Origin of the sequence: Streptomyces sp. NPDC024017 (genome assembly GCF_040638895.1) — a bacterium.
GTDB lineage: Bacteria > Actinomycetota > Actinomycetes > Streptomycetales > Streptomycetaceae > Streptomyces.
In genome coordinates this window covers 16414-38539 of record NZ_JBEZYZ010000011.1, presented here as the reverse complement: position 1 = coordinate 38539, position 22126 = coordinate 16414, and the positions used below count along the sequence as shown (strand labels likewise).

General features: G+C 70.0%; 23 protein-coding genes and 1 pseudogene. 19 read left to right on the top strand and 5 right to left on the bottom strand.

The features are described from left to right. The first annotated feature begins 145 nt into the window (after window positions 1–145). Together AB0G20_RS27820 and AB0G20_RS27815 are read left to right on the top strand one after the other, a co-directional pair. The gene (locus AB0G20_RS27820; protein ID WP_361307446.1) at window positions 146–697 is read left to right on the top strand and encodes a pentapeptide repeat-containing protein; all 552 of its coding nucleotides are present in this window, start codon (window positions 146–148) and stop codon (window positions 695–697) included. 97 nt (window positions 698–794) lie between these two features. Beyond that, window positions 795–1547, top strand: coding sequence for a hypothetical protein (locus AB0G20_RS27815; protein WP_361306955.1), 753 nt, complete (start codon window positions 795–797; stop codon window positions 1545–1547). Between the two features lie 250 nt (window positions 1548–1797). Here the strand turns inward: AB0G20_RS27815 and AB0G20_RS27810 are convergent, their stop codons facing one another. Then, window positions 1798–2367, bottom strand: a complete 570-nt coding sequence (locus AB0G20_RS27810) for a TetR/AcrR family transcriptional regulator (RefSeq protein ID WP_361306953.1) — start codon at window positions 2365–2367, stop codon at window positions 1798–1800. 101 nt (window positions 2368–2468) lie between these two features. Between AB0G20_RS27810 and AB0G20_RS27805 the strand changes: the two genes are divergently transcribed. Next, window positions 2469–2639: a hypothetical protein gene (locus AB0G20_RS27805; protein WP_361306951.1), complete on the top strand. Its 171-nt coding sequence runs from the start codon at window positions 2469–2471 to the stop codon at window positions 2637–2639. After that, complete coding sequence (locus AB0G20_RS27800) at window positions 2636–3163, top strand: hypothetical protein (RefSeq protein WP_361306949.1); 528 nt, start codon at window positions 2636–2638, stop codon at window positions 3161–3163. Before AB0G20_RS27805 ends, AB0G20_RS27800 begins: the two co-directional genes overlap by 4 nt. 114 nt (window positions 3164–3277) lie before the next feature. Here the strand turns inward: AB0G20_RS27800 and AB0G20_RS27795 are convergent, their stop codons facing one another. Together AB0G20_RS27795 and AB0G20_RS27790 are read right to left on the bottom strand one after the other, a co-directional pair. Beyond that, complete coding sequence (locus tag AB0G20_RS27795; protein ID WP_361307444.1) at window positions 3278–3790, bottom strand: DUF4396 domain-containing protein; 513 nt, start codon at window positions 3788–3790, stop codon at window positions 3278–3280. Window positions 3791–3952: 162 nt separating this feature from the next. Then, a pseudogene (locus AB0G20_RS27790) lies at window positions 3953–4119 on the bottom strand (DUF305 domain-containing protein); the annotation flags it as partial. A 630-nt stretch (window positions 4120–4749) separates the two neighbouring features. Here AB0G20_RS27790 and AB0G20_RS27785 point away from each other — a divergent pair. From AB0G20_RS27785 to AB0G20_RS27775, 3 genes are all read left to right on the top strand, one after another. Further along, a complete protein-coding gene (locus tag AB0G20_RS27785; RefSeq protein WP_361306947.1) occupies window positions 4750–6186 on the top strand; it encodes a non-reducing end alpha-L-arabinofuranosidase family hydrolase in 1437 nt (478 codons plus the stop codon). A 191-nt stretch (window positions 6187–6377) separates the two neighbouring features. Beyond that, entirely contained in the window at window positions 6378–7874 is a 1497-nt protein-coding gene (locus tag AB0G20_RS27780; RefSeq protein ID WP_361306945.1) for a non-reducing end alpha-L-arabinofuranosidase family hydrolase, read from the top strand. Window positions 7875–8084: 210 nt separating this feature from the next. Next, window positions 8085–8432: an Rmf/CrpP fold protein gene (locus AB0G20_RS27775; RefSeq protein WP_361306943.1), complete on the top strand. Its 348-nt coding sequence runs from the start codon at window positions 8085–8087 to the stop codon at window positions 8430–8432. A 382-nt stretch (window positions 8433–8814) separates the two neighbouring features. On the opposite strand, the gene AB0G20_RS27770 is transcribed toward AB0G20_RS27775, so the two are convergent. Beyond that, complete coding sequence (locus AB0G20_RS27770) at window positions 8815–9105, bottom strand: hypothetical protein (protein ID WP_361306941.1); 291 nt, start codon at window positions 9103–9105, stop codon at window positions 8815–8817. On the opposite strand from AB0G20_RS27770, the gene AB0G20_RS27765 reads away from it, so the two are divergent. From AB0G20_RS27765 to AB0G20_RS27755, 3 genes are all read left to right on the top strand, one after another. Beyond that, window positions 9095–9349, top strand: a complete 255-nt coding sequence (locus AB0G20_RS27765; protein ID WP_361306939.1) for a hypothetical protein — start codon at window positions 9095–9097, stop codon at window positions 9347–9349. The two genes, AB0G20_RS27770 and AB0G20_RS27765, sit on opposite strands and share 11 nt — an antisense overlap. Window positions 9350–9404: 55 nt before the next feature. Further along, entirely contained in the window at window positions 9405–10403 is a 999-nt protein-coding gene (locus AB0G20_RS27760; protein ID WP_361306937.1) for a YdcF family protein, read from the top strand. Window positions 10404–10852: 449 nt separating this feature from the next. Then, the gene (locus AB0G20_RS27755; protein WP_361306935.1) at window positions 10853–11245 is read left to right on the top strand and encodes an alpha/beta hydrolase; all 393 of its coding nucleotides are present in this window, start codon (window positions 10853–10855) and stop codon (window positions 11243–11245) included. Between the two features lie 63 nt (window positions 11246–11308). On the opposite strand, the gene AB0G20_RS27750 is transcribed toward AB0G20_RS27755, so the two are convergent. Then, window positions 11309–11761: a GNAT family N-acetyltransferase gene (locus AB0G20_RS27750; protein ID WP_361306933.1), complete on the bottom strand. Its 453-nt coding sequence runs from the start codon at window positions 11759–11761 to the stop codon at window positions 11309–11311. 281 nt (window positions 11762–12042) lie between these two features. On the opposite strand from AB0G20_RS27750, the gene AB0G20_RS27745 reads away from it, so the two are divergent. From AB0G20_RS27745 to AB0G20_RS27705, 9 genes are all read left to right on the top strand, one after another. Next, window positions 12043–12753 carry a TauD/TfdA family dioxygenase gene (locus AB0G20_RS27745; RefSeq protein ID WP_361306931.1) on the top strand — a complete coding sequence of 237 codons (711 nt, stop codon included), beginning with the start codon at window positions 12043–12045 and terminating at the stop codon, window positions 12751–12753. Between the two features lie 79 nt (window positions 12754–12832). Next, window positions 12833–13870, top strand: coding sequence for a diiron oxygenase (locus AB0G20_RS27740; RefSeq protein WP_361306929.1), 1038 nt, complete (start codon window positions 12833–12835; stop codon window positions 13868–13870). 19 nt (window positions 13871–13889) lie between these two features. Then, window positions 13890–15173 carry a lysine 2,3-aminomutase gene (locus tag AB0G20_RS27735; protein WP_361306928.1) on the top strand — a complete coding sequence of 428 codons (1284 nt, stop codon included), beginning with the start codon at window positions 13890–13892 and terminating at the stop codon, window positions 15171–15173. Continuing rightward, the gene (locus AB0G20_RS27730) at window positions 15170–16630 is read left to right on the top strand and encodes a dipeptide epimerase (RefSeq protein ID WP_361306926.1); all 1461 of its coding nucleotides are present in this window, start codon (window positions 15170–15172) and stop codon (window positions 16628–16630) included. Before AB0G20_RS27735 ends, AB0G20_RS27730 begins: the two co-directional genes overlap by 4 nt. Continuing rightward, the gene (locus AB0G20_RS27725) at window positions 16627–17745 is read left to right on the top strand and encodes an Ldh family oxidoreductase (protein ID WP_361306924.1); all 1119 of its coding nucleotides are present in this window, start codon (window positions 16627–16629) and stop codon (window positions 17743–17745) included. The genes AB0G20_RS27730 and AB0G20_RS27725 overlap by 4 nt, the downstream gene beginning before the upstream one ends. Next, window positions 17742–18986, top strand: a complete 1245-nt coding sequence (locus AB0G20_RS27720) for a hypothetical protein (protein WP_361306922.1) — start codon at window positions 17742–17744, stop codon at window positions 18984–18986. The genes AB0G20_RS27725 and AB0G20_RS27720 overlap by 4 nt, the downstream gene beginning before the upstream one ends. Then, window positions 18983–20194: a GNAT family N-acetyltransferase gene (locus AB0G20_RS27715; protein ID WP_361306920.1), complete on the top strand. Its 1212-nt coding sequence runs from the start codon at window positions 18983–18985 to the stop codon at window positions 20192–20194. The genes AB0G20_RS27720 and AB0G20_RS27715 overlap by 4 nt, the downstream gene beginning before the upstream one ends. 6 nt (window positions 20195–20200) lie before the next feature. Then, entirely contained in the window at window positions 20201–21121 is a 921-nt protein-coding gene (locus AB0G20_RS27710; protein ID WP_361306918.1) for a branched-chain amino acid transaminase, read from the top strand. Next, a complete protein-coding gene (locus AB0G20_RS27705) occupies window positions 21118–22125 on the top strand; it encodes a hypothetical protein (RefSeq protein ID WP_361306916.1) in 1008 nt (335 codons plus the stop codon). Before AB0G20_RS27710 ends, AB0G20_RS27705 begins: the two co-directional genes overlap by 4 nt. Window position 22126 lies beyond the last annotated feature (1 nt).

The following is a 22126-nucleotide window of genomic DNA, read 5'->3' as shown; positions in this document are numbered from 1 at the left end:
CATGACGGACGCGGACCACGCTTCCCCGGACCACGCTTCCCCCGGCCCGCCCGGCAGCGCACGGCGCCACGTCCGTGCGGCGCCGGCCGACGCCGAGGCCGCCGCGGTGCTCGCCCGGTAGGCCGCCTCCGGACCGGACGGCACCCTGGACGCGACGCACCTGGACCTGTCCGGCGCCGACCTATCCCGGGCGGACCTCGGCCTCGCGCTGTTCTGCCCGTCGAGCGCGCGCGGCGTCGTGCTGCGGGAGGCGGACCTGTACCGGGCGAACCTCGGCTGGTCGGACCTCACCGGCGCGGTGCTGGCCGGGGCCTGCCTGGTGAAGGCCGAGCTGACCGAGACGGTGCTGCGCGACGCGGACCTGACGGGAGCCGACCTCGGCAGCGCCGACCTGTGGGCGGTGGACGCCCGCGGAGCGTGCCTGGCGGGAGCCCGCCTGGCCGGCGCCTCGCTGCTCGGCGGCACCCGGCTGGAAGGCGCCGACCTGCGCGGTGCCCGGGTTGAGCGCACGAGTTTCCAGGTGGTCCTCGACGAACGCACCAGCCTCCAAGGCCTGCACGGCAGCGTCTTCGGACCGGCGTTCGTCACCGGCCCGGACGGAGGGCGCGAACTCGCGGGTTCCGCACTGGAGTCGTGGTTCACCGAGCGCGGGGCGAGGGTGGAGGTCATCGCCTCCTCGACGGACAGGAGCACTTAGCCGTCGGAAGGACCTGCGCACGGTCCCAGCAGTCCGTGCCGGGCCCCACCTCGTACTGGGCGGCGGGCGCCGCACGGGTCACGTCTACGCTGGCCCCATGACGGACGCGACGGGCACCCGGCGGGACTTCCGGGTCGGTGACGTGCTGTCCCTCGCCTGCCCCTTCACGCCCACGTGGGTCGAGCGGGGTGTGAAGTGGGGGCACATCTCGGTGCGATGGCCGTGGTGGGACATCGACCCCGACAGTTGGTCCGTGCGCTGGAACGGCGTCGTCGGCCTGGGCGTCGGCGACGAACACGGCGAGGCGGTACCGGAGTTGTTCCGGACCGATCCGTCACCCGAGCACCTCGCGGAGGGTGACACCTGCCGGGTCGGCATACCGCCGACCGTGGTACACGTGACGGCCGTCGACCACCACGACCCGCCCCTCGAGACGGGCTGGCTGCCCCGCCCCCGGCTGACCGTCAACGTATTGCCCCGCGGCATGACCTACCGCGAGTTCCCGGACGACAGCCACCTGAACGGCACGGGGTACAGCCTTCATCCCGGCGACGGGACCCCGTTCACCTTCGACCTGCTGATGCGGCCGTACGCCTGTCTCCAGCCGGGCGACGAGGTCGCCGACGCCGCCGGACGTGCCTGGCGGTTCGACGGCCCCTGGGACTGGCTCCCCTTCGACACGGAACCGGCCGGCCCGGGCCCCGCATGGCCGCTCGTCCTGTTGACCCGCGCGGGAACACCGCGCTCCGACCGGGATGTGGAGGCCGTGGCCGCGAGCACGGCGGCCGGTTCCCACCAGGAGACGGTCGAGGGCTGGATGGCACTCACTCAGGCCTCGCCCACTCCCTGACCCGACCCGCCCGTACACGGGGGCGGGGCCGCACCTGGCCCCGCAGGAGACGCCACCCTTCACCGCCTGACCACCACGCCCAGGGAGATCACCGTACGGCGGCGACGCTCGACAAGGACGACGTCGCACCGCTGAACGTGCCCGCCGAAGCAGTCGTCGGCCCTGGTGTACCTCGTGGAACCGCGCCGCTTGAACCTCAGCTCCGCCTACATGGAGAACTGCGCATGCGCCGCGCACCCGTCTGCACGGGTCAGGGAGTTGGCCGCAGTCCGCCCAGGGTGACGTCGACGAGGCGGGTCACGGCGGCTTCGGAGGTCAGGCCGGCGGCGGCGGTCAGGGCGTGAAGGCAGTATTGCGCGAGCTCGGCGGGTGGGACGTCGGCCCGCACGTCGCCTGTTTGCGCGCCCTCGGCGATGAGGTCTTCCGCGATGCCCGTCAGGTGCCGTTCGGCGTGGGTGATGTGCTCACCCTGGTGGAGAAGGGCGGCGAGTTCGCCGCCGTGGCGTTGCCGGGCTATGGCCGCGTACGAGCGCAGAACGGCTTCGAGGCGTTCGCCGGCTGTGCCGCCGCGGTCGCGGACTTCCGCCAGGTGCTGGAGGTGTCCGGTGACCTGGCGTTCGTGCCAGGCGAGGAGGACGGCGTCGACGTCGGAGAAGTACTTGTAGAGCGTCGCGCGCCCGATGCCGGTCCGCTCGGCGACCTGTGACATGGTCACCGACCGCAGGCCGCCCGCCTCTACCAGCTGGGCGGTGGCGTCCAGGATGGCCTCGCGCACGGCGTGACGGTGGGCGTCGATCGTCTCGTTCCACAGCTTGGGCACCCCCCAAGGATACGGATGTCCCGGGGTGGATACACTCCGCCGCAAGAGAGACACTGTGTCTCGTAAAACAAGTACGGGGCCGGGGCGGTGACGCTCCCGGATTGAATCTTGTGGAGGACGCCATGGCCGGCTCACCGCCTCGTTCGGATGCCGATGACGACGACGGGGCGCCCCGGTGGGTGAAGGTGTCCGCGGCGGTCGCGGTCGTCCTGGTCGTGGTGTTCGTGATCGTGCACCTGGCCGGCGGCGGGATGCACGGGCACACGCCGTGAGACCGTTCCCGCCCCGGCTGCGCAAGCTGACCCTCACCCTCCACGTCACTGCCTCGGTCGGCTGGCTGGGGGTTGTCGCCGCCTTCCTGGCGCTGGCCGTCGCCGGGCTGTCCAGCAGCTCGCCCCGGACGGTGCAGGGCGTCTATGTGGCGATGGAGCTGGTGGGGTGGTCCGTGATCGTTCCCCTCAGCATCGCCGCGCTGCTGACCGGCGTTCTCCAGTCGCTGGGAACCGTCTGGGGGCTGCTGCGCCACTACTGGGTCATCGCGAAACTGCTGATCACGGTGCTGGCCACGCTGCTTCTGCTGGTGCACATGCAACCGGTCGGACACCTCGCCGACGCGGCGGCCCGGGCCACACTCGCGGGCGGTGAGCTGGAAGGGATGCGCGTCCAGCTGGTCGCCGACGCGGCCGCCGCCCTGCTGGTGCTGCTCACCGCGGCGGCCCTGTCGGTCTTCAAGCCGCGCGGCGTGACCCGCTACGGTCGCCGCCACCGGCGCGAACAGAACCTCCTGCCGCGCTGAACCTCTCTCCCGAGCCGGTCGGTCGCCGGACATCGCCAGATGACGCGCTGCAGCGCAAACGCGCCCGAGCGCACCCGCAGAGGGTGCACCCGGCGTGCGCTTGAGTGTGAGAGGTCAGTGGTAGGCGTGGACGACAGCGTGGCCCTTGCCCCGGCCGATCATCCACTTGTTGACCGGGGTCGTGATCACGAAGGCGACGGCGAAGCCGCCGAGCAGCGCGGTCCAGAAGAGGGCGTCGGACAGGTGAGCGTCCATCGCGCCGCTGAGGGCGATGACGCCGTTGTCGACGAGTTCCATGATCGCGATGGAGACGGTGTCGGCGGCCAGGGCCACCTTGACGGCGCTCCTGAAGTTCAGGCCCGCCCTGCGGAGGGCGAACAGGGTGAAGGAGTAGCCGAAGACGAACGCCAGGGTGATCGCCAGGACCATGGTGGGCACGTTGCCCCACAGCAGGGCGGTGCCGATGACCATGCCGAGGATCTCCCCGATCGCGCATCCGGTCAGGCAGTGCAGCGTTGCCTTCGCCGCCGTTGCCCAGGACGCGCCGCCATGGCTGCCGTCGTCACCGTTCGCCTGGTGTGCGGCGTGGTCGTGAGCGGCACCGGTGTGGTGTGCGGTGTGGTCCATGACCGTCATCCCCATTCCCGTCCAGTGTGGCCCGATCTCGATTCCCACACCACAACGATATACCCCTAGGGGGTATTCCGTCAGTGGTGGAGCGTGACGAGCAATGGGGGTGCGCGGGCCCGCGTCGGCGCTCGACACCCCCACTGCAGGAGTGGGTCGGCTCTTGCCGAGGAGGTCGTTCATCCTGGTGATCTCGGCGGTCTGCGAGGTGATGATGGCTCGGCCATCTTCTTGGCGTCGGGGGAGGTGCCGTCGGTCTTCTCCGTCTTGGCCATCGCCACCGCGCCTTCGTGATGCTTGATCATCATCTCCATGAAGGCGGTGTCGAACCCCCCCGCGGTGCTCGTCGGTGGAGTGGTGCCGGTCGGCGAGGTAGGCAGTCACCGCCCGGTCCGGGGTGTCGCCATCAACAACCCCAGGCACACGCCCGATCGCCGCCGACGACGGTGTAGGCCGCCACCCGAGGAGGTGAGGGCCCACAGCGAGGGCCCGTGAGCGGCCCAACCGAGGCCCTCGCACCCCGCTCGGCGAGTTCTCGACGCTCCCCGCACTGCAGAAGACCGCCGCAGGCACACGTCGACCGGACCGGCGTCATTGAGTGCCACCGGCCCCGCCGCGAGCGAGGGTCGGGCACCAAGCCGAACCAGAGGCGCAGGTGAGCGACCTGGTCGGGGTCCGTGATGATCACCAAGCCCGCGCCCGCACCGCTACCTGCCCCTCACGCCAAAGACTCGTACAACCACGGGACTTGAAGCTGCCGGGTTTCAGCCTGCGAACGTTTCTGCCCGCGGATTCTGCGAGAAGCATTGACGTCATTCATGGGATGTCTAGCATTCTGTTGATCGGTACTTCGACCCTTGTTCGGAATCTCGGACAGTCGGGGTCGTATCACGCCGGCAGCCGGACAGCCTCTGACGGGGAAGACCGGAGGCCGCTTGCTCAAGGATGACGAGGTCCTTATGCGCAGACGTAGTTTCAGCCTCAGACGCCCGTCCGCGGTGCTCGCCGCCGCGGTTGCGGCCCTGGCCGCGTTAGCGGCGCTGCTCGTCGCCGGCCCGGCTCAGGCGGCCACCACCAGCGACTTGCGCGGTGTTGCTTCCGGTCGCTGCCTCGATGTGGCGGCCTTCAGCCAGACCGACGGCGCGAACGTGCACATCTGGGACTGCCACGGCGGAACCAACCAGCAGTGGACGTTGACGGGCAGCAACCAGCTGACCGTGTACGGCAACAAGTGCTTGGATGTCCGGGGCGGCGCCACCACGTCCGGGACCCCGGTGCAAATCTGGACGTGCAACGGCAGTGAGAACCAGCAGTGGCGGGTGAACCCCGACGGCACGGTCATCGGCGTGCGGTCCGGGCTGTGCCTGGACGTCTCGAGCTGGGGTACGGCCAACGGCACGGGGGTGCAGATCTGGTCGTGCCACGGCGGCAACAACCAGAAGTGGACCGGCCTGTCCGGGGCGAGCAACGCGTGTGCTCTTCCGTCGACCTACCGGTGGACCTCGACAGGTCCGCTGGCGCAACCGGCGAACGGGCAGGTCGCGCTGAAGGACTTCACCACCACCACGTACAACGGCAAGCACCTGGTCTACGCGACCACCTCCAACGGAACGTCGTGGGGCTCGACGGCGTTCAGTCCCTTCACGAACTGGTCGGACATGGCGACAGCCGGCCAGACCGCGATGAACGAGCCCGCGGTGGCGCCCGAACTGTTCTACCTCTCAACCAAGAACATCTGGGTGATGGTGTCCCAGTGGAGTCAGTGGCCGCTCTACTACCGCACGTCCAGCGACCCCACCGACCCCAACGGCTGGTCCGCCGCGCAGCCGCTGTTCACCGGCAGCCTCCCCGAGGGCCCCGAGCCGGGCCAGAAGGACGCCCCGATCGACCCGACCATGATCGCCGACGACCAGAACATGTACCTGTTCTTCGCCGCGGACAACGGCAAGATCTACCGGGCGAGCATGCCGCTCGGGGACTTCCCCAGCAGCTTCGGCTCCTCGTACACGACGATCATGAGCGACACCCGGGACAACCTGTTCGAGGCGCCGGAGGTCTACAAGGTCCAGGGACAGAACCAGTACCTCATGATCGTTGAGGCGCAGGGTGCGAGCGGGCGCTACTTCCGCTCGTTCACGGCCTCCAGCCTGAACGGTCCGTGGACCGTCCAGGCCGGCAGCCAGAGCAGCCCCTTCGCGGGCACAGCCAACAGCGGTGCCACCTGGGCCAGGGGCGTCAGCCACGGTGACCTGATCCGCAACAACCCCGACCAGACCATGACCATCGATCCCTGCAACCTGCGGTTCCTCTACCAGGGCCTCCCCACCAACACACCGGAGAACACCGACTACGTGAAGCTGCCGTACCGGCCGGCCCTGCTCACCCTGCAGCGCTGACCCGCCTGATCCACGGTGATCGCGATGGGGTGCGGTCCGCCGACGCGTGGACGAGCTGTTCACCGCGTGGGCGATATCTCCGGCACTCCACAGTGCAGTCATCCTGACCACCGCAACCAAGCGGTGCCACGATTTCGGGCGCGTCCAGCGCTGAGCCCACTCGGGCCGACGAATGGGAAAAGATGGTGAACATGGGCAGTCGAACAACGGTGATCGGCACGGTCACCGCCCTGGTGGCCGGTTTACTGGTCGCGATCGGAGCGCCGGCGGCGCAAGCGGCCACTGTGGACACGAACGCCTGGTACGTCATGGTCAACCGCAACAGCGGCAAGGCACTGGACGTGGCGGGCGCGAGCTCCGCGGACGGTGCCGCGATCACACAGTGGGCACGGCACGACGGGACCAACCAGCAGTTCCAGTTCGTGGACTCCGGTGGCGGCTACTACCGGTTGAAGGCGAGGCACTCCGGCAAGCTGCTGGACGTCTCCGGCTGGTCGCCGGCCGACAACGCCGCCATCAACCAGTGGAGCGACCACGGGGGCGTGAACCAGCAGTTCCGGTTGGAGGACTCACCGGACGGATACGTCCGGTTGATCAACCGCAACAGCGGGAAGGCCGTCGAGGTACCGGGCTTCTCCTCCGCCGACGGGACCGGCATCGTCCAGTACTCGGACCTGGGCGGCGTGAACCAGCAGTGGCAGCTCGTCCGCGTCGGCACCACGGGCTCGCTGCCGTCGAGGTTCCAGTGGTCCTCCAGCGGTCCGCTGGCCGGCCCGAAGCCCGACGCCCAGCACCCCGAAGCCTTGGCGGTGAAGGACTTCTCGGTCATCCGGTACAACAACCAGTGGCAGGTCTACGCCACCACGGCCAGCCCTGCCGGGTGGAATCTGGTGCACTACGCGTTCGACGACTGGTCGCAGGCCGCGTCGGCGCCGCACACCTACCTGGACACCACGGCGATCGGGGAGGGCTACCGTGCCGCGCCGCAGGTGTTGTACTTCGCGCCGCAGAACCTGTGGTACCTGATCTACCAGACCCCCTGGCCCACCTACTCGACCAGCACCAACCCGGCCGACCCGCGGTCGTGGTCGGCGCCGCGCACGTTCATGTCCGAGGAGCCGGACATCGTCAAGCAGAACAAGGGCGAAGGCGGGTGGATCGACTTCTGGGTCATCTGCGACAGCGCCAACTGCCACCTGTTCTTCAGTGACGACAACGGCCACATCTACCGCGCCCAGACGTCGTTGGGCAACTTCCCCAACGGCTTCGGCGACACCCAGCTGATCCTGTCCGACACCAAGGAGAACCTGTTCGAGGCGACCAACGTCTACAAGGTGGCCGGCAGCGACCAGTACCTGCTGATCCAGGAGGCGGCCAACCCCAGCTGGCGGCGCTACTTCCGGTCCTTCACCTCCACCAGCCTCACCGGGCCCTGGACGCCGACCTCCGGCCTTTACGACGACCCGTTCGCGGGCCGTTTCAACGTCACCTTCCCCGGCGACGCCTGGACCGAGGACTTCAGCCACGGAGAGATGATCCGCGCGAGCAACGACCAGACACTGACCATCAACCCCTGCCGGCTCCAATTCGTCTACCAGGGCGTCGACCCCAAGGCCAACGGCGACGACGGCTACATCAAGATGCCCTACCGGATGGGCCTGCTCACGCAGACCAACTCCCCCTGCTGACACCGGTATCCGGTTCAAGTCCACCGAAACGCCCCTTGCCCGCTGGGCAAGGGGCGTTTCCGGACCACCAGTTGGCCCGTCTTCTCCTCGGGCTCCTCCCGCTTCGGTGGCTCGCGGTGCTCGCGCCTGGCTTCGATGATCTGCTCGCCGGCCTCGGTGTAGGCGTCGCGGAAGCGAGTCCGACCGGCAGATCCGGAGGGAGGTGAGCAGATGGGTACGCGCGAGGACATCGCACGCGCCGTGCTGGAGGGGGGGGAGGCCGGACGCCGCGGCGATCCCCGGACCGTCTGCCCGTACCGTGACATTCTGCGTACCGCGTGGATCAAGGGCTGTGCCCGAACCGCGCCACCGGTCAACTCCAACCGACTGACCAGCTCTCTCACACCTTCCCCGAACCTCGACAGCTACGACACTTCACCCAGGTGCACTCCGTCTTGCCCTTCATGTGATTGCGGTTCCAATCCGGCATGCGCCCCCTACCTCGGCACGTACGGCACGCGTTGGGAGCAAGGGGCCGAGAGTATTCCCAAATCGTCCAAACGACGGCGACGACGATGATGAAGACGGCGAATCCATGCATGTCTCTTGAGTAGGCAGGAGCGCGCTCGCAGCCAAGCTGCTACGCCATGGCGCCGGAAGCACTTGACCGGCGCACGGAAGCAACGTTGTTGCCGGCCAGACCGCATGACTCGAGCCACAACGCGATGACTTCGTAGGTGGGAACGGCGGATCCCGTCGACAAGACCAAACATGTCGTCGCCGGCCTGGCCGCCGCTCTGCGGGCCAGGGCCATGACTGCGGATGCGGTTGCGTTGGAGGCCCGTAGATTCCATCGGCTCAGTTCTGGCTGTCGTCGTCGAGCGGACGCAGGCGGCGCCGGGCCTCCTCCAGCCGCACGTCATTCCAGCCCGACCGCCGTCCACGCCGGCCACCCTTCTCGTCACAGTCGGGTCGGTGGTCGACGGGCACACGTCATCGGCGCCGCCAAGCCGTGGTCCGCGAACAGTGCCTCCAGCGCCGCGCGCCGCCGCTCGTACGGCCAGTCGATCAGGTCCGCATCAGCGTGCAGCAGATCGAAGACCACGTAGTGTGCCGGCCACTGGCGCGCCGCTTCGGCGGCACCGGCACCGCGCCGGGCGAGGCGCTGCTGAAGCCGCTCGAACGCCAACCGGTCCCGCTCCCAGACCACCCGCTCGCCGTCCAGGCCGGTGTCCGCCGAGATGCGCGGCATCAAGACGGTCTACGGCTACGACAACCGTGACCGTGTGACGAAGGTGTCCTCCACCAACGTCACGGTCACCTACTCCTACGCCGGCGACGGTGACGGCAACGCCAAATCCCGCACGGACGTCTCCGGCACCATGCCGGTCCAGCCGAACGCACCACCGCCCGCCCACGTTCGGCGCACCACAGCGGGTCTGGGAGGATGGCCGACAGCCGTCCGTACCGGGTCCGGGAACCCGTGGGCGGCGTGAGGCGGGCGGGCACGGGCAGCGGCCCGGCGGGCGGGAGAGCGGAGCGGTGGGGCACATGCCGGAGTACCCGGAGTACCTCGCCGCGGTCGTGTTCGCCGCGGGCGGCGTCGTCAACGCCCTGCTGGCCCCGCACCGGTTCTCCGCCGCTGTCCTGTTCTGCCTCGCGGTGACCTCTGCCGGACTCGGCGTGGCCGGTCGCAGTGCGGCAGCCCACCCGACCATCGCCACCGTCCTCGCCGTCGCCGCCCTCCTCCTGGCGCTCGCGCTGGGCCTGCTGCTGCTGGCCGACGGCGTCCTCCTGGTCCGGCGCTACGGACCGCAGGCGGCCCTGCTGGCGACCGGGGCCGTCGGCTGCGCGGTGCTGGCGGTGCTCGGCCTCGACGCGGTCTTCCACGCGGTCGGCGGCGAGGCGTTCGGTGCCTTCGTGGTCGCGGTGAACGCGGCCGCGGGATACCTCACTCTGCTCTTCCTCGTCTTCGCCGGCTACGTATTCGTCCGGGGCCGTAGCACCCCCCTGCCGGAAACCACCCATGTGGTGGTCTTGGGCGCTGGGCTCAACGGCGACGGGCCCGGCCCGCTGCTGACCCGCAGGCTGGAGCGCGCCCTGGCGATCGACGCCGCCCGCGCACCGGACGCGCCTGGTGTGGTGTTCGTCGTCTCGGGCGGCCAGGGCGACGACGAGGTCCGCTCCGAGGCGGACGCGATGGCCGAGTATCTGCGCGGACGCGGAGTGCCCGCCGACCGGATCGTGCGGGAGGACCGCTCCGTCAACACTGGGCAGAACCTCCGCTTCAGCGCGGCCCTCGTGGACGGCACCACTCCCGGCCACCGTGCCACGGTGGTCACCAGCGGCTTCCACGTCTACCGCACGACCCTGCTGGCCCGCCGCGTCGGCGTGCCCGTGCACGTCGTGGGCGCGCCGACATCCCCCGCCTACTGGCTGGCCGCGACACTGCGCGAATTCGCCGCCATCCTGTGGCTGGACCGCGTCCCCCTGGTCGGACTCAGCCTGCTGCTGGCAGTGCCGGTGGCGACGGCGGTCTTCGAGCACTGAAGCGCCGGCCGCAGACCTCGCAACACCAAACGGCGCCACAGCGCCGCCGACGGGCTGCCGCCCGTCACGTTCGAGAGCGCGGGTGTCCGGGAGGTGTCGGTGTGCCAGCCTTCCACGCTACGACGCACACCTCGCGAGGTGGGGGTCGAGCTTGTACCCCCCCATAAATCCGACCTGTCACGCCTGGCGCAGAAGCGGTTCGCTGGAATCTCGCCTCGGTCACGACACCACCGACCGTCGCGCTTTCCTCCACCGACGAATATGAGGTCCACTCGACGGAACGTCGCAAAGCGCTCGGACTGATCACCGCCACCGGCGCCGCCTCCTTCACGGCTCTACCCTCCTTCGGTGCGGAAACCAACCGCGCCGCAGGCGTCACAGGACAGGGCAAGGCCACGGCCAAGGGCGGCTACACCTTCGCGCTGGACAAGAACGTCAAGCGGTCCTCGGTGCGGTTCAAGAACCACTACGGCATCGAGGTCGCCGCGGACCTCTACGTGCCGAAGAACGCCAGGGGCGAGCTGCCCGCTCTGGTGGTCAGCGGCCCGTTCGGCGCGGTCAAGGAACAGTCCTCGGGGCTCTACGCCAACGAGTTCGCCTGCCGCGGCTACGTCGCCCTTGCCTTCGACCCCTCCTTCTCCGGGGAGAGCGGCGGCACGGTGCGCGACGTGGCCTCGCCAGACATCTACACCGAGGACTACAGCGCCGCCGTCGACTTCCTCGGCCTGCAGAAGATCGTCGACCGCGAGCGGATCGGCGCGCAGGCCGTCTGCGGCTTGAGCGGTATGGCGCTCACCGCGGCGGCTGCAGACAGCCGTATCAAGGCGGTCGCCGCGGCCTGAAGCCCAGGCTCCATTCCTCCTTCTCTCATCAGTCCCGGCCCTTGGGCGCGACATCAGGGCTAGTCAGAGCTGCAGCTTGAAACCGACGTGCGAACCAGTGAAGCCCAGACGCTCGTAGAAGCGGTGGGCGTCGGTGCGGGCCGAGTCCGAGGTCAGCTGGACCAGTTGGCAGCCTTGGCGGGCGGACTCCTCGATCGCCCACTCGATGAGCCGGGCACCGAGGCCGTGCCCACGCTGGGAGCTGTGCACGCGCACGGCCTCGATGATCGAGCGAGTCGAACCCTTGCGTGAAAGTCCAGGAATGATCGTGAGCTGGAGAGTGCCGACGACTCTGCCGTCTGACTCGGCGACGACCAACAGCTGGTTCGGATCTCTTTGCAAACGCTCATATGCTGACTGGTAGGGAGACAGGTCCTCGGGAGACTCGCGGGTCGCCCCCAGCGTGTCGTCGGCGAGCATGGCCACGATGTCCGGGATGTCATCCCGTGATGCCGGACGGATGTCGATATTCGTCATGCGGTGCATGCTAACCGGACGGACTCTCGCGGGGCGCAGATTCCAACTCGGCTTCCTTACCGCACTGTTCTGCTCCAGTTCACCTGCGGAAACGCGCCGTTGTAAGAAGCAAGTCGGGGCATTTGGTTCCGTGAGTCATCTCACAATGCGAGCCGTTGCGGCTCAACCCACTGCTCACAGATGATCACTCCGGGTGCGCCGACAGCTTGATCTCGACCACTTCGTCGGCCCACTCGTTTCAATCAAAGATGGGGGATTCCTGCATGTCTACGGCCCTTGATATGCACACTCGGGAACTTGCAGAGCAGGGGTACACGCTGCTCGAGGGGATCACGACGGACGAGGAGGCGGCCGCCGCCGTCGGCGTCTTCGGTGATCTGGTCCCGCAGTACGACGGCTCGCTGCGCTACCAGGTGCAGGCCGCTCCGGGGTTCGAGGAGCGCCGCTACTCCAAGAGCGTCAACACGATCCTGGTGCATACAGAAGCGCCGGGCTGGAACCCGCCGCCCACCTACCTGGCGCTGCACTGCCGGGTCCAGGCCACCTGCGGCAGCGGCCACACCGAACTCGCCGACATGCGACAGTTCGTCGCCTCACTGCCCAACCACGACCGGGCCGCCCTCTACGAGCAGACCGTCGACTGGGTCGGCCACAACACCGGGGGAGTCGGCACCGAAGGCGTCCGCCGCCCCGTCGTCGAGGTCACCGACAGCGGTCAGGAGATCCTCCGCTTCAGCTACAACCTGCTGACCACCGGCCAGTACGACCCGCCGGTCGACGCGTCCGTCGATCCGGAGCAACTGCCGCTCGGCAGCTTCGGCATCCACCTCGCGGAACAGGCCGAGGCCTTCTTCCGGGAGCACCGCGTCTCGGTGCTCATCCCCGAGAACCACGTCCTTGTGTGGGACAACCAGCGGATGGTGCACGCCCGTTCGGCCTACACGGACAAGCGGCGCCACCTCACCCGTTACTGGATCGCCGCCCAGCGCTGAATCGCGCGCCCGTCACCAGTCACCCCGTCACCGGTGGCACATGCACCCGTGACAGACACCGATCACGTGAGGCCCACGCATGACTGACGACCGGAACGCGCCGGTTCAGGATGAGCAATTCCCCACCGGGCTGCCGGAAGAGCTCCGGGGACTGCCCGAGGGCGTACCCCGCCACGACCCCGACGACCAGATCGAGAGCGCCGTCATCAGCCGTCTGGTCGGCAACTGGCACCGGCGTGCCACCGTCAAGCGCGACGAGCCGAACCTCGACGACCTGTTCGAGCTCGACCGCCCCGACTACCCCGAGCGGATCCTGCCGTTCCACGATCACCCCACCTACCGGGCGCTGGACCCCGCGAAGAAGACCCAGTTGCTCAGCTGGGCCTGGATCGCCTACAACCGGCACACCGTCATGGCCGAGCAGAAGGTGGCCAACCCCGCCTTCGCCCTGGTCATGGAAGGTGAGTACCCCGAACTCCAGGACGAGGCGCTCAACATCTCCCTGGCCCAGGCGATGGTCGACGAGCAGTACCACACGCTGATGCACCTCAACGCCAGCGCCGTCACCCGGCGCAAGCGCGGCGGGGCGATGCCCGATCACGAACTGCCGATCTCCCACACTGCGCGCGAGCACCAGCGCCTGCGCGACAGCGCGGACGAGCGCTGGCAGCAGTCCCTGACCACCCTCGCGTTCGCGACGGTGTCGGAAATCTCCATCAATGCGTACCTGGACCTTCTCGCCGACGACCCGGACATCCAACCGATCAACAGCAGCACCGCCAAGCTGCACAACCGCGACGAGTACTGCCACGCCTCGATCTCCGCCGTGCTCGCCGAGGTCGTCCACGACCGGCTCGACGAGAAGAAGCAGCGCTTCTTCCGCGACATGCTCTTCGAAGGCCTGGAGGCCTTCGTGGCCACCGACTACACCACCTGGCACCGCATCATGGACCTGGTCGGTGTCGAGGGCGGTCACACGATGCTGCACGACTGCCAGGCTGAGCAGAGCCGCAGCCGGCTGGTCCGCGACTACACGGGCCTGCACACCCTGATCGAGCGCATGGGCGTCCAGGAACTCGTCGAGTTCGACTGGTCCAAGTCCTACGTGGCGCGCTGAGCGGAATCGAGACCAACCCGTGAAGCACTATGCGAACGAGCGCCTTGCGCAGCTCGCGCGCGACCGCGGCATGCCGGACGAGTACGTCCGCGATCTGCGCGTGGTCTCGAGCGTCCTGCCGTTCAAGGTCAACGAGTACGTGGCCGACGAGCTGATCGACTGGTCGGCGGCACCCGACGATCCGATCTTCCGGCTCACCTTCCCACACCGCGACATGCTGCCCGCAGAGGTCTTCGACCGTATGGCGGCGTTGTTGGACGACGGGGCGCCGCGCTCGGAACTGCGCGCAACCGCCACCGCCGCACAGCTGGAACTGAACCCGCATCCAGGCGGCCAGCTCGAGTCGAACGTGCCGACCCTCGACGGGCGCCGGCTCGACGGCCTCCAGCACAAATACGCCGAGACGCTGCTGGTTTTCCCCTCGCAGGGGCAGACCTGCCACTCGTACTGCGGCTACTGCTTCCGCTGGGCCCAGTTCGTCAGCCAGGAGGAACTGCGCCAAGCGCTGCGTGACCCGGCGGACCTGACGGGCTACCTGACCCGTCACCCCGAGGTCACCGACGTGCTGTTCACCGGCGGCGACCCCATGATCATGCGGACCGAGGTGGTGCGCCGATGGGTCGAGCCGTTGCTGACCGCCACCCCCACGGTGCGCACCCTCCGGTTCGGCACCAAGGCCCTGTCGTACTGGCCGGCCCGGTTCACGGAAGGCCCGGACGCGGACGACCTGCTGCGGCTGTTCGAGGAGTGCGTGGCGCGGGGCCGGCACGTGGCCGTCATGGCCCACTTCTCGCACCCGCGGGAGCTGGAGACGAACCAGGTGCGCGAGGCGATCGCCCGCATTCGCGCCACCGGCGCCGAGGTGCGGGCCCAGGCCCCACTGGTCGCGCACGTCAACGACGACCCCGACGCCTGGTCGCGGATGTGGCAGCTCCAGGTCGAACTGGGCGTCGTTCCCTACTACATGTTCGTGGAGCGGGACACCGGGGCGAGCAGCTACTTCGGCATTCCCCTCGCCCGCGCCCTCGACATCTACCGCGAGGCCGTGCAACAGGTCTCCGGTCTGGCCCGAACCGCTCGCGGACCCGTGATGTCTGCCGCCCCGGGCAAGGTGATGCTGCACGGCACGACGGAGGTGGCCGGGGAGAAGGCGTTCGTCCTCAGCTTCCTCCAGGCCCGCCGTCCGGACTGGGTGGGGCGGCCATTCTTCGCGGCGTACGACGAGCACGCTCAGTGGTACGACGAGCTGAAGCCGGTGTCCTTCGGCACCACCCTGCCGACGTACGCGGGTGAGCAGGGATGAGGCTCCAGGTCCACGAGATCCGCCTCACGGACCACGACGTGTGGCGCAGCGCCCGCGAGGCGATCCCGGTGCAGCCCGGCGTGCTCGTCGAATTGACGGCAGGCGGCCAATCCGGATTCGGCGAGGCCTCGGCCTTCATGACCGACCGCTACAACTCTTCGCTCGACGCCTTGCACGCGGCGCTGCGCCGCGCCGCGCCGACGCTGCGGGAACTGCCGGCCGACGACCCCGAAGGGGCGTTCTCGGTCCTGGCGCCGTTGCTGTCCGGCTCCCCGTTCGCGTTGGCCGCGCTGGACGTGGCCGCACACGATCTGGCGGCCCGACTGGCGGGTGTACCGCTGTGGCGCCAGCTGGGCGCGGCGGAGCCGGGCGCACTGCGCTCCAGCTACAGCATTGGCCTGGACGAGCCCGCGGTGATGGTGCGCAAGCTGCTGGAGCGGCCGGCCTGGCCGGCCTACAAGGTCAAGCTGGCCGCTCCCGGTGACCTGCACATCCTCAAGGCGCTGCGCGAGCACACCGACGCGCCTTTCTTCGTCGACGGCAACTGCGGATGGGAACCCGCCGCGACGCATACCGCCCTGGGCGCGATGGCCGAACTCGGCGTGACGTTGCTGGAGCAGCCCTTCCCCCGCGACATGTGGACGGAGGCCAAGGCCCTCAAGGACATCTCCCCGATCCCGGTGTACGCCGACGAGAGCATCACGGGACCGCAGGACCTCGAAGCCTGCGCCGAAGCGTTTCACGGCGTGAACCTGAAGCTCATGAAAGCCGGTGGCATCACGCCCGCCCTGCGGATGCTGCGGGCGGCGCGGGCGGCCGGGCTCGGCACGATGCTCGGCTGCATGCCCGAGTCCAGTGCCGGAGTGTCGGCCACGGCCCATCTGGGGCCCTTCGTCGACCACTTGGACGCCGACAGCATCGCGCTCCTCGCGGTGGACACGGGCGTCGGCATCCTCCTCGACGACGAGGGTGGCATCACGTTGCCCGCGGCACCCGGCACAGGCTTCGAGGCCGTCTTCCACGGACCGGCGTTCACGATCCGTCCCACCACAGCCGGCCAAGTCGGCTGGGAAGGTGAGGAGTTGTCCGCCCACCGCGACGGCACGGCCCTGGCCTCGGTGCGAATCCGGCGCCGGCCCCTGCCCGGCCGGGCGCCCTCGGACACCGTCCGGCAGCTCGACGGACCCGACGAGCCGGCCGCCGACGCGGCAGGCCCGGAGGAACTGGTCGCGCTGATACGCGGCGCGATCACGCGCGCGGTCGCCGAAGGAGCGGACACGGTCTGGCTTCGGACCGGTCACACCGGCCTGCGGCAGGCCTGCCGCACGGCCGGATTCCGTCCCCTCGGTGACACCCCCGGCCGGAGCGGTCACGGCGACCTCCCGGGCGACGACACCCTCACGGACGACGCCGACCCGTCGTCCCTCATGGTCTGGAAGGCGAACCGATCCGCATGACCGATGTGCACGACGTGCAGAACACGACGGCCGCGGGCAACGCCACCATCGCCGCGTCCGCGGACACCCCGCTGCTCCCGGCTGCCACCGCCGCAGCCCTCGCCGAGACGGCCCTGACCCGGGCGGGGCTCAGCCCCGACGACGCCCGGGACGTGGCACAGGCCCTCACCGAGACCTCGCTGCGCGGCATTGACACCCACGGCCTGCGCCTACTGCCGCAGTACCTGGACGAACTGGCGGACGCGATCGCCACCGCCCGCCCGGAGATCCGGACCGTCCGGGACACCGGAGCCGCCGTCATGCTCGACGCGGGCGGTGCACTGGGGGTCGTGGCCGGCCTGACCGCCGCCCGGACCGCCGCCGAGCGGGCTCGCACGCACGGCGTAGCCGCGGTCGGGGTCCGCAACTCCAACCACTTCGGGGCGGCCTCCGTCTACAGCCGCCACCTCGCCAAGGAGGGCCTGGTCGGCATCGTCACTACCTCCGCGGCCTCCCGGGTCGCTCCGTTCTCCGGCACCGAGCCCCTGTTCGGCACGAACCCGCTGAGCTTCGCCGCGGCCGCCGAAGACGACGAGTTCGCCCTCGACATGGCCACGAGCCAGGTCTGCTTCGGTGAGATCAAGGAGCGCCGCAAGCACGCCATGGCGCTAGACGCCGGTTGGGCCACCGACACCGAGGGCAGGCCGGCCACAGACCCGGAGCAGGCGTACGCGCTCTCGCCGTTGGGCGGCTACAAGGGGCAGGGCCTCGCAATGGTCGCCACCCTGTTGGGCGCGGTGCTGACCGGCTCCCCGGCGGACTGGGAACTGGAACACATCGGTTCCTCCAGCCCCGGCCGCAGCCGGGGCATCGGCCACCTCGTGGTGTGCCTTGACCCGGCCGCCTTCGTCGGCAGCGCACAGTTCGCCTCTGGGCTCAGCGGCATGCTGGACACCACGCGCGGTGCCCGGCCCGGCGCCGACGCTGAGCAACCCGTGCAGGTGCCCGGTGATCCACAGCGGCGCATCGCCGCCGAGCGGACCCACAAGGGTATTCCGCTGGACCCGCACACCGCGCGGGCCTTCGCGGCACTCGCGGCCGAGCATGGCGTGGCCTGGCCGGGGGTGCCGGCGTGATCCTCGTCCTGATCAGCCCGCGCAACGCGGGCCTGCCCTTTGCCGAGTGGCTGCCCGAGGAGTCCGGACGGCTGCTTGCCGTCACCGCGCAGGAGGTGGCCGCCGGACCCGGCTTCGCCGACGTGGAGCGGGTCACCGATTACACCGACAACGCGTCCGTCCTCGCGGCGGCCCGGCGGATGGCGGACCGCCACACCGTGACCCGCGTGCTGGCCCTGGCCGAGGTCGACGTCGAGCGCGCGGCGCGCCTGCGCGCCGAACTGGGCCTGCCGGGCCAACTGCCCGCCAGCGCCCGCGCGTACCGCGACAAGGTGGCAATGAAGGAGCTGGCGGCGGCCGGCGGTGTGGCGGTGCCGCCTTTCGCGGCGGTGGCGTCCGCGGCGGACGTGGCGGCCTTCATGGCGGCCCACCCGGGCCCGGTCGTGGTCAAGCCGCGGGGCGGTTCTGGTTCGACCGGCGTCGCTGTGCTGCACGATCCGTCGCAGATCACGGAGGTGGCCGACCGGGTGACCGGCGGCGACCACGAGGTCGAGGGGTACGTCACCGGCCGGATGTGCCACGTGGACGCGCTGCACGTCCAGGGGGAGCCCGTGGTGTGCGTACCGTCCGTGTACACCGACGGCGGCTGCCTGTCGCACTGGACCGACTCCGGCAACGGCAGCTGGACGCTGCCGGCCTTCGATCCGCTGTACGAGCGGCTGGTGGGGGAGACCTGGCGGCTGGTGGGGGCGCTGCCCGCGGCGCCCGCGCTGTTCGTGCACGCCGAATTCTTCGTGACGGACACCGGCGACGTCGTACTCTGCGAGATCGCTGGCCGGGTCGGCGGCACTCCCATCCCCGCCATGCTGCACGCCGTGCTCGGGCTGGACCCGCGGCACCTGTGGGCCAGGATCGAGTGCGGCCTCCCGGTGGACCTGGACGCGGTACGGGCGCACGCCGAGGCCGCGCCCCTGGTGGCCAACTTCGGTCTGCCGCCGCGCGACGGGCGGATCGTCCGGCTGCCTTCTCAAGCACCCGACGGCGCCCTCGACTTCACCGTCCTCGCTCATCTCGGCGAGGACTGGGGCGGTGCCCGGTACGCGGGCCGCAAGTCCGGCGATTTCATCGCGACATGGCTGGTGACGGCGGACGACGCCGAGGAACTGCTCGCACTGGTCGACAAGACCAGCGCGCAGACGGAGGCCGGCTTCGGCTGGGAGCCCTCCGACCGGCCGGCAGATCCCGAGGAGGCGACCCGGTGAGCGACCTGACCGCCGAGGTCCTCAGCCCCGACGTCCGCCCTACGGCCGCGACCTTCCCGGCCCTCGCCGCGCCCGCGGTGATCTGGGAGGACGACCGCTGGTGGCGCTTCACCGAGCACACCGACCTGCACGAGGTGCGCTACCTCGTCGTGCGCGAGGACGGCGACCTCGTCGCCCTGGCGCCCCTGCTCATCACCCATGACGGCGGAGGCCTGCTCTTCTACGACACGCCGAAGATGACCGGCGACACCAGTGCCTTCGGCGCCCCGGAGCTGCTGGACACACAGCACCGGGCGCGCTGGGACGAACTGGCCGGACGGCTGGCCGACGCCCGCCGCGGTCAGTACCCCTCGGTCGCCCTCGCCGTGTTCGGCTCACACCACGGCATCGTCCACGCCGAAGGGCGTGACGCGGCCAGCCGGGCGCGGGTACTGGCAGAGTTGCCGCGGCTGCTGGAGGAGACCGCCGAACTGCTCGGCTGCCGCAGCAGCTCCCTGTTGTACGCCACCGACGAGCAAGCCGCAGTCCTCGGCCCCGCGGCCCGGGCACGCGGCCACATCCCGGCGGTGCTGGGCGCAGAGTCCGTCATGCGGCTCGACGCGCCGGACTGGGAGACGTACCTGGCCGGGCTGGTGAGCCGCAAGCGCAGCCGCGTCATCAACGAACTGCGCGACTACACCGAGGCAGGCTTCACCACCGTGGTCCGCGAGGGGCCCGAGTCGCTGTCGGACCCGATCGTGGACCTGCAGGTCAAGCTGCGCGCCAAGTACGGGCTGCCCGGCGGACGGGTCCGCGTCCAGCGGGACTTCGACGCCATCCGCGACACCGTCGGCGACAGCTGCATGGTGATCAGCGCCGAACGCGACGGCGAGATACTCGGGTTCGTCCTCTACCTGCGGGCGGGTCACGCCATGTACGGCCGCACAGCCGGCTTCAACGAAGACGCCAAGGGCGTCTACTTCGCCCTGACGTACCACGAGACGAACCGCTGGGCGCTGGCCCACGGCGTGCGCGAGATCTGGTATGGACTCGCCGCCTACGACGCCAAAAAGCTGCGCGGCTGCGACCTCGCGGCACGCCACGGCTGGTTCCGCTTCACGGGCACGGGCAGCACCGAGCTCGAGGAGATCCTGCGGCTGCAGGGCACGAGCGAACACGACCGGCTCCGGGGCCTCGGGTACCACAGCACGACTTCACAAGGAGACTGAGCACACATGCCACTGACCGCGACCCCGCTCATCTGGATGGACGGCGAGCTGGTTCCCTGGGACGACGCTAAGGTGCACGTGCTCACTCCGAGCCTGCACTACGGATGGGGCGTCTACGAGGGCATCCGCGCCTACGCCACCGACTCCGGCCCGGCCGTGTTCCGGCTGCGCGAGCACATGGCCCGGCTGCGCAACTCCGCCCGGGTCTACATGATGCAATTGCGCTGGACCGACGAGGAGTTGGTCATGGCGGTGCTCGATCTGGTCAGGAACAGCGGCCACGACTCCTGCTACATCCGTCCCCTCGCCTACCTCGGCTACGGCGAAATGGGCGTCGCACCTCAGCTGGACGCGGTGCGGATGTCGATCGCGGTGTGGCCGTGGGGGTCGTACCTCGGAGACAAGGCCGAGGCAGAGGGCTGCCGCCTCATCGTCAGCAACTGGCAGCGCAACTCGCACCAGACCGTTCCGCCGCTGGCCAAGGCCACGGGCGCCTATGTCAACAGCGCACTCGCCAAGGTCGGCGCGCAGCGCGCCGGTTACGACGACGCGCTGATGCTGACGGCGACCGGGCACATCGCGGAGGCTTCCGCCGCCAACCTGTTCCTGGTGCGCGACGGCGCCCTGATCACCCCGCCGGTCAGCGACGGCATCCTGCCCGGCATCACCCGCGACAGCGTCATCACCATGGCGCGCGACCTGGGCCTGGAGGTGACTGAGCGGAGCATTCCGCGCAGCGAGGTCTACATCGCGGACGAGGCGTTCCTGACCGGCACCGCCGCCGAAGTCGTGCCGGTGGCCTCGGTGGACGAGCGGCCGATGGGCGCCACAGGCGTCGGACCGGTCACCAAGCAGCTGCGCGAACTGTTCCGGGACGTGGTCGCCGGCCGGCACGAGCAGTACGCGCACTGGCTGGAGCGGGTGTGAGCCGCAATGAATCGATGATCGGCACAGTGGGCCCTCGCGGCTCCGGCGTGCTGCCGGCCTACCAGGACCCAGGGGCGGACGCGGTCCGCACCGCCGTCACACGCCTGGAGGCCGCCACGGCCATGCTGCACGCAGTTCTGGACGCGCCGACGGCCGACGCGGCGGCCCGCGATGCCGGCGCACCGGAACACGCCGGACGGACCGCCCTGGACGAGGAACTGTGCGACCGCCTGGTCGACTTTGCGGCCGCCCGGGCCTGGGGCGCGCGGGAGGCGACCCCCGCTTCGGCCTCCGAACGGGACCCGGATGCCGCGGCGGCTGTGCTGCGCGGATGCGCGTTGTGGACCGTGGACGCCGACACCGTCCGCGCCCTGGCCATGACGGACACCGTCGCAGCCCGGCCCCCGACGGACGCGGCGGCGGGCGGTGCAGCGCCAGCCGCAGACGAGGTGACCGGTGGAGCAGCGGCTGCCGTCAGGGTAGCGCCCGCCGCGAAGAAGGCGGCGGTCGGAGCAGTGCCCGCGGTTCAGGAGGTGACCGGCGGCTCGGTGCCCGCCGCCGTCACGGCACACGGCCGGGCGGCGGCCCTCATCACCGCGCTGGCCTCAGCCGAGGTGTACGACGCGGTGTGCGCCGGGCTGCGTGCCGTGCTGGGCGACTGCCCGGCGGGCCGGGCGGCCGCCGCCTGGGAGATCGCCGACACGGCCCTGTCGGGCCTGGGCGCCACACGCGAGGAATGGGTCGACGCCGACCCGGCGTACACGGCGGCGGGCGGTTGGGTTCTCGTGGACCGCATCGGCCGGCTGGCGCTCGCCGCTGCACTGCTGGCGTCCGCCCCCGACCTGCCGACCGCGCAGGCGGAGATCTGCGTCAACGCGGCCCGTCGGTACACCTGGAATCACCTGCGCCAGCCGCCGCCGGAGGCGGCCACCGCCCTCCACCTGCGGCGGACCGTGGAACTCGTGAACTGGATCGCTGGAACCGCAGCGCGGAGCGGCACATGAA